The 671-nt window shown below is 75.7% G+C and carries 1 protein-coding gene; it reads left to right on the plus strand.

Features of this window, described 5'->3' with window-relative positions:
- The coding region (locus V7E45_RS40425; protein ID WP_333779267.1) for a DUF2252 family protein at positions 1–643 on the plus strand (643 nt) is incomplete at its 5' end.
- Positions 644–671: the final 28 nt, after the last annotated feature.

Here is a 671-nt window from a genome sequence, read left to right on the forward strand (position 1 = left end):
CGGGGACGGCGAGGACAAGGAGCTGGGGACGCTGCTGGAGGGGTACGCCCGCTCACTGCCCGCGGACCGGCGGCATCTGCTGCGGCACTACCGTCCGGTGGACGCGGCGCGGAAGGTGGTGGGCGTCGGCAGCGTCGGCACCCGGTGCTGGATCCTGCTCCTGCTCGGGCGGGACGACGACGATCCGCTGCTGCTGCAGGCCAAGGAGGCCCAGGAGTCGGTCCTCGCGGCGCACACGGGCGGCGAACGGTACGACAACCAGGGCCGCAGGGTGGTGGCCGGGCAGCGGCTCATCCAGACGACCAGCGACATCTTCCTCGGCTGGACCCGCATGGTGGGCCTGGACGGGCAGGGCCGGGACTTCTACCTGCGCCAGCTGCGCGACTGGAAGGGCATCGCCCGGCCGGACACCATGGGCCCGGACCTGCTGAACCTGTTCGGGCAGGTGTGCGGCGCCTCCCTGGCGCGGGCCCACGCCCGCTCGGGGGACCCGGTGGCCATCGCCGCCTACCTGGGGCGCGGCGACCGCTTCGACCGGGCGCTGGCCCGGTTCGCGCAGGCGTACGCGGACCGCAACGACCGGGACTTCGCGGCGCTCGGCGAGGCGGTGCGCACGGGCCGGGTCGGGGCCGCCGCCCTGTGACGGCGCAGCTGCGGGGGCGGCGGGTCGG

Origin of the sequence: Streptomyces sp. IBSBF 3136 (assembly GCF_036815105.1) — a bacterium.
In the GTDB taxonomy this organism is placed as follows: domain Bacteria; phylum Actinomycetota; class Actinomycetes; order Streptomycetales; family Streptomycetaceae; genus Streptomyces.